Origin of the sequence: Cupriavidus sp. SK-4 (assembly GCF_000611125.1) — a bacterium.
In the GTDB taxonomy this organism is placed as follows: domain Bacteria; phylum Pseudomonadota; class Gammaproteobacteria; order Burkholderiales; family Burkholderiaceae; genus Cupriavidus; species Cupriavidus necator.
This window is the reverse complement of record NZ_JFJW01000046.1, coordinates 1-11,032: the sequence shown is the minus strand read 5'-3', so window position 1 is coordinate 11,032 and position 11,032 is coordinate 1. Positions and strand designations below refer to the sequence as shown.

Genomic DNA, 11,032 nt, shown 5'->3' with positions numbered 1-11,032 from the left:
TCGCGAGTAAACGCCTTCTTCGTCCGGTTTAATGTGTAATGCAATGCCCTCAGCGCTCGACGTCGAGATGATCACGCCCTGCTGCGCAAGTTGTTCCTGGACGTCCTTTTCTTGCAGAGTCGTCTTAATCTTCGACTGCAACTGTGTAACGTTTTGGGGTTGCATGCCGGCCGGGCCCACAATCGCAAGCCAGGCGTCAAAGTTGTACTGAGGCAGTCCAGATTCTGCGAGCGTCGGCACGTCGCGCAAGCCAGGCACGCGCCGCGCCGTCGACACTGCAATGGCCTTCAGCTTGCCGCTCTTAACTAGAGGCAGGACGGTCTGGAGAGTCAAGAAGCCGAACTGAACCTGACCACCGACCAAATCAGTCGTATAGTTGCCCGCCCCCTTGTACGGGACGTGGCTGACATTGACCTTTGCCTCGCTCGCGAACAGTTGCCCAGCAAGGTGCAGAACCGTCCCATTACCCGACGAGCCATAGTTGTATTCGCCCGGGTTGGACTTCAGCACTGCAATGAGTTCCTTTGTGTTGTTCGCGCGTACCGACGGATTCACAACAAGGACCAGCGGCAACGTGCCGATGACGGTGATAGGAGTTATGTCCTTCAACGCGTCATACGGCACGTTCTTGTATATGAACGGATTGATGACGTGGTTCGAGGAGATCAATCCTAGCGTCGAGCCGTCTTTCGGCGCGCGAACAAGTTGCTGCGTCCCCGGCACGCCTCCAGCTCCAGGCAAATTCTCGATCACAACGGAGTGACCCAAATTCTTGGACAGTGACTGGCTCATAGCGCGGGCAACAGCATCTGCTTGTGAACCAGCCTGTGTAGGAACAATCAAGCGGATGGGTGTTTGCGCAATTACAGGAGAAAAGATCCCTGTAACGAGCGCACACGATGTCACCACAACAAATGCATTGCGCACTTGCTTCAGAAGCGAGATGGGCATTTATGTCTCCGTCTACTGTGTGGCACCGCGTGTCCGCGATGACCTATTGGACGGAGTTTAGTGCGGTAGTCTGCCGTAGCAGAGTGCTAATGCGGTAGACCCGCTATCGCACCCGAGCATATCCACTGTTACCCTTGCTGTTTCAGCGCCTCAACCAACGCTGACACCGCGCGGAGCCGCGGATTCTTCTTATAGGGGGCGTAGATAAGTAAGCGGCGGTTACTCCACGTTTCTTGCAGCGGTATTCTGACGAATCTGTCCGAGCCGGCATATGCCGCACTGGCGCTATTTGGCAGCACGGCTATGCCCAATCCGGCCTCCACCATTCGACAGCCGGCTTCAAAGCTGGAAACAGCAACGCTTTGGTTAAACGGCACCCGAAGATTTGTTGCCTGTTCACGGAGTTCCTGCGCCAATGCACCTCCAGGCTGCACGACTACCAAAGGATGGTCGAGAATCTCCGCATACCGAAGTCGCTTGCGTTTTGCCAGCGAGTGATTCACCGGCACTACAACGTTGAGCGGATCAATGGCGAAAGGCCACGACTCTAAACCAGGCGGAGCGTTAGCTGCGACGCCAATGCCCACATCTACGACATCGTCCAAACAGGCGCGAATCGACTCGGACGTCGATCGTTCAAACAGCGCAATTTCGACGAGCGGATGCGCCTGCTTGAACCCATGCAAGCGCTCAGGAAGAAAACCGATAATAGCCGAAGGACTTGCAGACAGTCTTACGACGCCTGCGACCTTGTCCCCAAGGTCCTGCACCTCACGAGTGAAGGCAACGATGTCCGCATTGAGCTTCCTACCCAACTCCAGCGCACGCTCCCCTGCGTCTGTAAGCGCCACGCCGGTGGTGGAACGGATAAACAGCCCGACCCCCAAGTTGCGCTCCAGTTCCGCAATTCGTCGGCTCAGGGCCGACTGGGCGATGTGCTCGAACTCCGCCGCACGCTTGATGGAACCTTCTCGCGCGACGGAAAGGAAAAGTTGAATACTGACAGGGTCTATGCGGTGCATTGTTTGTGAGCGCAAGTGCAGTGTCGGACAGCCGTGCACGGCTAGGGTTTTCCCGATATATTCTGCCGCGATACCGGGAATGCTACATCAGCGCTTGGGCTTAGGGAACAGACCGACTTAAAGTCCAATGAAATCCCACAGGAGATCCCCATGAACGTCCTCGAGCCGAATGGCCGCGTCTTGTATCTGGTCCACTCGACGGCGGCAATGGAAAAGCAACTGCAAGGGGAGAGACTGACTCCCGCCGACCGTGAGCCGCTTCGAAATGATGTTTCCACCGACGAAATTACGCCGGTGCCCATTCTCACCCACTACGACGACGCACTAGGACGGTATCCGTACACTGGATATACGGTCGGTGCGACGCTGCCGTTTAAGCCCGATTCCGTTCGGCAAGGTAAGTTCTACATCACCGTCGCCGGCAATCGCTACGGCAAAGGCTCCTCCCGTGAACACAGCCCGGCGGCCGAAAAACTCGCCGGCATCCGGCTAGTCATCGCGAAAAGCTTCGAACGGATTTATCGCCAGAACGCGGACAACATTGGTCTTTACACGTCCACGGACTTCAGCCTGGTTCCGCGCCTTGAAGCTGGGGAAGCAATTCCACTTGATGAACTCGTGGGAGGTCGAGACGCGCTGGCAGCTTCCATTTTGAAGCATGGCGGCCTGCTCAAGTTTGGCCAGCAGTACCTTACCAACCTCACGCCGGCCGCGAAGGGCGACGAACAGCGTCCCCAAACACTGTTCGAAAAGATTGTTCGACGCAACTTGCTGGCGACGCCAGTTACGTCTTCCGACCCAAAGCCTGGCGACGGTATCTTTGTTCAGGCCCACTGGCGATTCATTCACGAGTATTACACTGGCATGTGCGCTCATATGCTGCACGCGACATTCGGCAAGCCAGTGAAGTTGAAACATGCTGACCATATTGTCGTCTTCGAAGACCACACTTCGTACGTGACAGAAAGCCCCGCTCACGTTCGCAATGGCCTTGTCGAAAACGTCGTGCAGATGCGATTCGCGCAGCGCGACTTCGTGAAGACCTATGGGCTCACGTTTCACCGTGCCCTTACGGATGAAGAGCTATCGAAGGACGATAGAAACAACGTCGCCGGCATTTCCCACGCCATGATGGCCGAGCAGTATGCCCTGCCCGGTCAAGTGGTTGTTGGCACGGATTCTCATACGCCTCACAGCGGCGCCCTGGGTTGCGTAGCCTTCGGCGTTGGCACCACCGACATGGCCAACGCCTTCGTTACCGGTGCTGTGCGCATGACGCTGCCAGAGTCGATCCGCGTGCATCTCGGTGGCAAGCTGCAGGCAGGCGTCACCGCCAAAGACGTTGTTCTCCAACTGCTGGCCCAGCCCGCAATCAAGGCGGGTGCCGGCGTTGGGAAGGTCTTCGAATTCGCCGGCCCGGTAGTTTCCGCCATGAGCGTGGACGAACGGGCAACGCTTACCAACATGTGCGCCGAATTGGGTGGGTTCACTGGCATCGTCGCGCCAGATGCCGAGACTGTTCGCTTCCTCCTGGAACGGCGTGGCGTCGAGTTCCAACTCGAGCCCTGGATGCACAGTGACGAAGGAGCGAAGTACGCCGCAAATCTTGAGGTCGATTGCAGCGTTCTGTCTCCGATGGTTGCACGTCCTGGCGACCCTGGCAACGGCTTGCCGCTCGCTACACTCGATGAGACTGTGAAAGTCGACATCGCCTATGGAGGCTCTTGCACTGCAGGTAAGCGAGAGGACTTCGACCAGTATCACGCGGTATTCCAATGGGCCGCCGAACGTGGCCTGAGAATCCCCGAACACGTGACCCTCTATCTCCAGTTCGGCACGACCGACGTGCGGGACTATTGCCAGAACAAAGGCTACCTTAAGGCCTTTGAAGCGGTAGGTGCACGCATTCTGCAGCCCTCATGCGGCGCATGTGCAAACTGCGGCCCGGGATCATCCACGAGCCCTGAGCAGGTAACCGTGAGCTCAATCAACCGAAACTTCCCTGGACGTTCGGGCCCTGGCCAAGTCTGGCTGGCGAGCCCTCCTACTGTGGCTGCCAGCGCCATCGCAGGCAAGCTCGTTTCGTTCAAAGAGCTGCAGCGGCACCAACCCGCTTCATCTCACTGAACACGTACGGTACGATCTCGAAGTGCTGGAGTCTGTCGCCCATCTCGTAACGGTAAGGTATTAGGCCCGAACGTATGTGTCCCGATCTTCCTTCGCTGACTCTCACTGCAGCGGGCTACTACTTTAACGACGAGCGTATTGGCCATGATCCGTGGAGTCGCGTGGGCTCTGCAAACCATGTTCTGTCGGAGCGCACGGACGCGTTCCTGAATGTTGGGTATGCCCGCAACATGGAAGGTTCGAGGCTCGGGTTGAATGGATTTGGTACAAACATTACGCCGGGAGGCAATCAAACTGGCGTAATGCTTGGGCTGCGCCACAAGCTCTAATCGTGGTACGCGGCCGCCGTGCTAGCGACCACAGCGTAACGAAACTCGCACCTCGACCGGCCGGAGACTTGCTTGGCTGCCGGCAGCTGCTGCCGTTCCTGACGGATTTGCCCCCCGCTTTTTTGCCACTCCCCCAGCAAGACGTAAGGCGTGTCCGCGTTGCAAGCAACCCGCATTTTCGAACCGATGCAGGTTACAACGCCCCCAGCAGTTCATCGCTTGCCTTTCCAAATTAACTCGGAAAATGCCATCAAGCGCTCGTAGTCAGCGTCGAATAGCGGTTCGTTGCGAAGCGTTTAGACGCCTTTCACCAACTATCGCGTGGACGCGTAGCCCCCGCTCACTCCGCGACGATCTTGCGGTCCGCCGCGATCCGCTTCCACTGCGCAAGATCCTGCCTGATCCGGACGCCGAATTCGGCAGGCGACGCTGCCAGCGGATGCGAGCCATCCGGCTCCAGCACCACGCGCACGTCATGCGATGCGGCGATCTCGGCGATCTCGCGATTGAGCCGCTGTACCAGCGCAGCCGGCGTGCCGGCCGGGGCCAGCACACCTACCCAAATCTCGATGCCATAGCCCGGCACCGAAGCCGCCAATGGCGGCAGGCCAGGGAACGCGGGGTTCGGCGTGACAGAGGTAACGGCCAGCGGCTTGACTTTTCCGGCCTTGATCTGCGTGGCGATTGAACTGTAGTTCGACATCATCACGTCAATCTGCCCAGCGGCAAGGTCGATCAGCGCATTGGCCGCGCCTTTGTACGGCACATGCATCATCTGCACCTTCGATGTGTCGCACATCAACTCGGTCGCGAGCTGTCCAAGCGAGCCCACGCCCGCCGAGCCATAGGTAATGGCCCCTGGCTTCGCGCGTGCGGCTGCAATCAGATCTACCGGCGTGTGGATCGATTTCGACGATGCAATCGTAGACGACACCGCCAGCAATAGCGGCCCGTCAGCCACTAGCGCCACCGGAGCAAACGCGGACAGCGGATCATATGGCGAGCGCGCCTGCGTCGCAGCCGCGGTCAGGAAGGTTGACGACGTCAGCAGCAGCACTGAGCCGTCTCGCGGCGCCTTGGCGACGTAGTCCGCACCGAGCACGCCGGCCACGCCGGGACGGTTTTCCACGATCACCGTGTTGCCAAGGCGCTTGGCCAGCGCCGGCGCGATCGCGCGGGCGATCACATCATTGCTGGCCCCTGCGGAGAACGGCACCACAATCCGCATCAGCGGCGGCACGGCGATTGCGCTCTGCGCACGCGCCACGCCCGCCGGCCAGGGCGCAACGGCAAGCGTCGCCAAGATGACCGTCCCAGGCAGGCTACGTGCCAGCCGGGTCCAAATGCGCTTGAGAAAGGTCTTGTCCATACGTGGATCCGAATTCATCGTAATGCAGGAAAACTGCGGGACGAAACTGCGGAAGCCGCAATGCGAAACGGTGCGCACTTCCGGGCATCTGGCCGCGGCCGGCCCTTGGGGGCGGACCGCGGTAAGGTGCACTCGTATCAGGCTGGGATCTCGAGTTCCAGCAACGGCGCGTACTGCTGCGCGCCGAAGATGTCGCCATCGCCCGCGCTGCCGCTCGGACGCTTGCGGTACATCGTGAACTTGATCGCGAAGGCCGGATCGTATTCGACGAAGTCGGAGATGCGCTCCACCGGAACATGGAACAGCGCGGCCATGCTTTCTCGGCTCAGCACGCGGGACCGCTTGACGCGTTCATATTGCGCTGCCTCGCGGAAAATAATGTCGAAGGTGATCTTGTTGACCCCGGCGTTCTTGCTGCGGATGGTCTTGGCCAGTTCGTGCAGCTTCTGGGTCGGCGCCAGGCTGGGTGCGGATGGATTGGCAGTGGTCATGATGGGCTTCCTAAGGAACGAGTGACGCGTCAGACGCCAGCCTCTACGAGATGCGTGGGAAACAGCGCTAGCGGATCGTGCACCTCCACAGTGTGATTTAGCGTCCAACGATAGGCCGAGCTGGCGTGCAGTACCTCGTCGAGCGGAAACGACACCGAGCCGGCGGTGCCTTTGACGTCCGCCAAGCGCGCATAGAACATCTGCCGAAGGCCAATCATCGCCACCTCTTCTGCCATCTCGCGGGTGGGCGCCACCCCCTGCACCATGACGCACAGTTCATGGCCGGGGCGGTCGCGCAGCGGCTCCAGTTCGCCCATCACGCCATCGCGCCCATAGACGTTGTAGTGGAGCTCATAGCCGATCTCGCCGAAGCGCGCGCGCACCTGATCTTTGGCCCAGGCGATCACGCGGTCCACGTTGGCGATCGTGTACGGATCACGGATGCCGCACAGCCCCACATAACGCTCGCCGACTTTGCCCGACCCCTCCAGCTTGACGCGGATGACCTCGTCGGGCTCAAAGCGGGAGCCGGTGATGCGGGTGGTGCGCGGATCCACCTGTTCGTAGTGACATTGGCTCATGTCGAGCCTGCCGCCCGCGACGAATTCCTCGAACGGGTTCGAGCGTTCATACATCGCGTGCCCGGCCACCGACGCGACGGTGCAGCGCTGCTCCGGATGCATCGCGGTAACGCGCACGGCGTCGCGCGAGATCTCGCCCAGCACCGTCTCCTTGCCACCGTAGGGCTCGGCGCAGAACGAGGCGCATTCGAGCACCTTGCCCAGATAGTAGGCATGATCGGCGGCGAACCCGTGGTGCAGAGCCGGTGCTGCGAACACCGCTGCGTCGGAGCTGCGCCCGCCGATGATCACGTCCGCACCTTGGGCCAGCAATTCGAGATAGGGGTGCACGCCCGCCATTGCCACGATGCGGTCGGTGCCGTCCAACTCGGACAGCGTCAGGTCGGCAAAGCCGTCCAGCCCGCGGATTGTCTCGCCCGCGCCGAGCTTTTCACGCAACAGCGACTTGGGCACCTCGGAGTAGAAGTAGCCGATGCGAAAGCGCTTCAGCCCGTGCTTCTGCGCAAGCTCACGGATGATGTTCACGTAGAGGTCGACCCGGCTGTTGGTACCGGTATCGCCGGCCGAGCCGATGATCATCGGCACGCCCAGCCGCCGAGATGCCAGCAGCATGTGCTCAAGGTCGTGGCGCTGCCACGCCTCGGGGCTGGTCGACGTATCCGAGCCCAGCGGCACCGGGCCCACGTCATCGCTGCCCGAATCGGCCGCGATATAGTCCGGCCCGGCGGCCACACCGATCTCAAAGCTGCCCGTGCGCAAGGGAGCAAAGCCGAGATGGCCATTGGGGCAAATGATCTTCAGCGACTGCATTCAACGTTCTCCAGTTAGGTGACGCTTCCTTAAAGCGGGTCACACGACACATACTGAGCAGAAGCTGTGCCAGGAGAACGGGTTGATTTTTTCCCTTTTAAATCAATGACCAACAATCGACACCTCTGGGAATCGCGTGACTAGCACGCGTATATGCGGCGGCCCGCGTGAGATGCACACTATGGCGCGTGATTTTCACGCGAATCAGTTCGAGGCTAGTCCCAACTTGATCATCTGGTGCCGCAGAGCGTGGCGGCTTAGGCCGAGGCGCTGCGCAGCCCGCGCGACATTGCCGTTGCAGGCGGCCAGGGTCTGCTCGATGAGTTCTGCCTGAAAGCGGGCCGTGGCAGCGTAGTAATCCAAGCCGTCATCCGTCGCTGCAGTTGCTAGCGACGCGTTGACTTCGACAACGGTTGCCGCTGCGTCAGCCGGGTCTGCCGGCGCCGCCGCCATTACTCCCACTGCCCGGAGGATGCGTGCGGGCAGATGCACAGGAAGCACGCAATCGCCCTGCTCCAGCAGGCAGATCCGCTCGAGCAGATTCTCAAGCTCGCGCACATTGCCCGGCCAAGGGTACGCGCGGAATATCCGCTCGACCTCCGGGTCCAACTGCTCCATCCGACTGCCGTACTGGAGGTTGTAGCGATGCAGCGCGCTATGCGCGAGCAGCAGGATGTCGTCGCCGCGCTCTCGCAGGGGCGGAATATTGATCGCGATTACCTGTAGCCGGTAGTACAGGTCTTCGCGGAACTTGCCGGCATTGACCTCGCTAAGCAGGATCTTGTTGGTGGCGGCGATGAAGCGAACATCCACGCTGATGGGCTTGACCGCGCCAACGCGACGGAAGCGCCGTGTATCTAGCAGTGTCAGCAGCTTGGACTGCATCACCAGATCCAGCTCGCGCACCTCGTCGAGAAAGACTGTGCCGCCATTTCCGGCCTCGATTAACCCCTCTTTCTTCCCGACCGCGCCGGTGAAGGCGCCGCGTTCGTGGCCAAACAGTTCCGATTCAAGCAATTGCGCCGGAATCGCCGCGCAATTGATATCGATGAATTCTGCCCTGGCGCGGCTCGATTGCTGGTGCAGCATGCGAGCCACCAAGCTCTTGCCAGTACCGGTTTCTCCATACAACAACACTGTGCGCGCTTGGCTCGCTGCCACGCGTGCGATCAGGTCGCGCAGAGCGGCGATCGACGGATGGTCTCCGACAAGTTGCAAGGGTGCATTCATCGCGACGCACCCAAGTAGCCGACCGCACCAAAATAGTCCGACATATCGTAGCCCATGAATTGTTGATTTACCGGATTTGCGAGTGCCGTGTGTGAGAGGCCAAAAACGGTTAGCCAAGATGGCTCGCGGGCGGCGCATCTTGTTGTCATGGCTGTTCCCATGCAGCCAACTCGCCGGTCTCGAGCGCATGAGCCGCTGCCTGTTCGAGCCAAGGCGCATGAGTCTTGGGAACGACCAGCATCGTCAAACCTAGTCCGTCCATCACACGCAGGGCGTGCTCGAGATTGACGCCCTTGCCGTTCTCCAGCTTGGACAGCATGCCAATGGAGACACCGCAATGCCTCGCCGCCTGGTCAATGGGCATCCCTTCCCCTGCGCGGGTGGCTCTGGTTGATGGCATTCGAAAGTCCGGATCTCAGCAAATCATCATGCTGCGCTCAAAGCACGCTCACCCCCATCTGAAGCAAGCTGTCGTCCTCGGGGTAATCGCCCTTTTGCTGCATGTATCGACTCGACGCCTGCGGTCGTACGTTGAATGATTGGGCGCGGGCTCAAGCGATAGGGCTATCTAGGGACATCGTCGAGCATCCCGGCGCTGGCCATGAGCGTTGCCAGGCCGGTCTCCTCGAGCGCATAGACCCCACGGGCTGCGCGCCATACAAGCGCCTTCTCCTGCAGCGCCGCAAGCGCTTGCTGAGCGCCAGATACGTCGATCTTAGCGTCGACATTGGGTGATGTCGCTTGCAACACAGCGTTGTACGACTCAATGGTCGCGGCTTCGAATGGCGCAAATTTCTCACCGCGGACCGCCATGACGCGAAGAACCGTCGATTGCGGTGGCGTCAAATTATGCACCACTCGCAATTGCTCGCGCTCGCTCTCTGTGATCTGCTCGTCGATGGCCTCGGCGAAGCGCGTGGTTACCTGATCCGGCGGCAACCCAAACTCAAAGCGTACCGCATCCGCTGCGGCCCCGAGTAGCTCAGGACGGAAGGAAGCGCGCTTAAAGAGTTCGTAGACTCGGGCAGGGTCAAGGGGGGCGCCGAGGTTCAGCCGATGGCAGAACCACTGCACGTAATCCATGCCGAGGGTGGGAAAATTAATGAGCGGCGCGCCCATGAAAGCCTGATCGCGACCGGCACGCAGCATCGCCAACTTGTCGCGGTTAGAGCCTGTGGCCACGACACGAAGGCCGAAATGGCGGCTGCTATTGAGCTCGTCCCTCGCAGCCTTAAGCGCAAACAACGCATCGTTGCCCTTTTCGCTCACGATAGCTTGCTGTGCTTCATCGATGACCAATGCGATCGGGCGCTTCACGTCGTCAGACAATTCGGCCAGCGCGGTCGACAATGAAATGCCATCGCCAAGACCGATGCGATCCAGCAAAAACGAAAGTCCCCCCACGGCGACCTTCTCCATGCCAGCAGATCGCGCGAGTCGGGTAATGACGCCCTCGTGCTTCGCCAGCTCTGCGCGCACCATGTGCACGATGGTTTCGCCAGGATCTGCGCTCCGGTCTTCCCACAGATCAACGTAAAGAACCACCGCGCCTTCCTTTTCGAGCGCCGGCCGCAGATCCTCTCGCAGGAACGTTGACTTGCCCGTGCGCCGCGGAGCCGCCAAAAACAGACCCGAACTTGAAGCGGATGTCGGCGACACTTCCAAAACTTTCTTGGCGAGGTTGGTTGCAAGCTCCTCGCGCCGGAAGAATTCCATGTTGCTTTCTCTGCTCTATTATCAACTATAGGAAATTATAGACAATTATAGAGCCGCTATCTGATGAATCTTCCTCGCCGCTACAATACATCGCCAAGATAGGTTTGATGCACATCTTTGGCGGTGTTGCGGTGGCACAGCCTCCTTCCTATCGGGCTTCACCGTACTTCGGGCAAAATCTCTGGCAGCGATCAACTGGAGTCCGCTGCTGTACCGCACGCTGGCCTTCGACGCCCCCGCGTGGCCAGCGCGCTCTCTCTTATACCCGGTAAAACTCCGCGCTCTGCCCCGCTTGGCCCGCCCGCCGCAGCCAGTCCGGCATCTCGCCGGCCCCGTCCCAGCTCGGCCCGCGGCGTTGCGGTAACAGACCACCGGCGGCGGCGCTGGCGGGGGCGGGGGCGGGGGT

Annotated in this window: 9 protein-coding genes and 1 pseudogene; 1 reads left to right on the top strand and 9 read right to left on the bottom strand. The window is 60.1% G+C overall.

The annotated features are described in order from the left end of the window. Together CF68_RS09325 and CF68_RS09320 are read right to left on the bottom strand one after the other, a co-directional pair. On the bottom strand, nucleotides 1-951 hold a 951-nt coding region (locus CF68_RS09325), incomplete at its 3' end, for a tripartite tricarboxylate transporter substrate binding protein (protein ID WP_051591468.1). 128 nt (nucleotides 952-1,079) lie between these two features. Continuing rightward, entirely contained in the window at nucleotides 1,080-1,973 is an 894-nt protein-coding gene (locus CF68_RS09320; protein WP_035817777.1) for a LysR family transcriptional regulator, read from the bottom strand. 150 nt (nucleotides 1,974-2,123) lie between these two features. Here CF68_RS09320 and CF68_RS09315 point away from each other — a divergent pair, with 150 nt between their 5' ends. Then, nucleotides 2,124-4,100 (top strand): aconitase family protein, encoded by a 1,977-nt coding sequence (locus CF68_RS09315; RefSeq protein ID WP_035817775.1) that lies wholly within the window; start codon nucleotides 2,124-2,126, stop codon nucleotides 4,098-4,100. Between the two features lie 669 nt (nucleotides 4,101-4,769). On the opposite strand, the gene CF68_RS09305 is transcribed toward CF68_RS09315, so the two are convergent. The 7 genes and pseudogenes from CF68_RS09305 to CF68_RS38195 form a co-directional block, all read right to left on the bottom strand. After that, nucleotides 4,770-5,798 carry a tripartite tricarboxylate transporter substrate-binding protein gene (locus CF68_RS09305; RefSeq protein ID WP_051591467.1) on the bottom strand — a complete coding sequence of 343 codons (1,029 nt, stop codon included), beginning with the start codon at nucleotides 5,796-5,798 and terminating at the stop codon, nucleotides 4,770-4,772. 137 nt (nucleotides 5,799-5,935) lie between these two features. Then, on the bottom strand, nucleotides 5,936-6,289 hold the full coding sequence (locus CF68_RS09300) for a DUF4387 domain-containing protein (protein ID WP_051591466.1): 354 nt from the start codon (nucleotides 6,287-6,289) through the stop codon (nucleotides 5,936-5,938). A gap of 29 nt (nucleotides 6,290-6,318) precedes the next feature. Continuing rightward, nucleotides 6,319-7,680 (bottom strand): acyclic terpene utilization AtuA family protein, encoded by a 1,362-nt coding sequence (locus CF68_RS09295; protein WP_035817769.1) that lies wholly within the window; start codon nucleotides 7,678-7,680, stop codon nucleotides 6,319-6,321. 204 nt (nucleotides 7,681-7,884) lie between these two features. Beyond that, the gene (locus tag CF68_RS09290) at nucleotides 7,885-8,910 is read right to left on the bottom strand and encodes a sigma-54-dependent Fis family transcriptional regulator (protein WP_035817767.1); all 1,026 of its coding nucleotides are present in this window, start codon (nucleotides 8,908-8,910) and stop codon (nucleotides 7,885-7,887) included. Nucleotides 8,911-9,055: 145 nt separating this feature from the next. After that, complete coding sequence (locus CF68_RS09285; protein WP_051591465.1) at nucleotides 9,056-9,274, bottom strand: helix-turn-helix transcriptional regulator; 219 nt, start codon at nucleotides 9,272-9,274, stop codon at nucleotides 9,056-9,058. Between the two features lie 200 nt (nucleotides 9,275-9,474). Further along, entirely contained in the window at nucleotides 9,475-10,626 is a 1,152-nt protein-coding gene (locus CF68_RS09280; RefSeq protein ID WP_035817765.1) for an ATPase, read from the bottom strand. Nucleotides 10,627-10,885: 259 nt separating this feature from the next. Further along, nucleotides 10,886-11,032: pseudogene (locus tag CF68_RS38195) on the bottom strand (H-NS histone family protein); the annotation flags it as partial.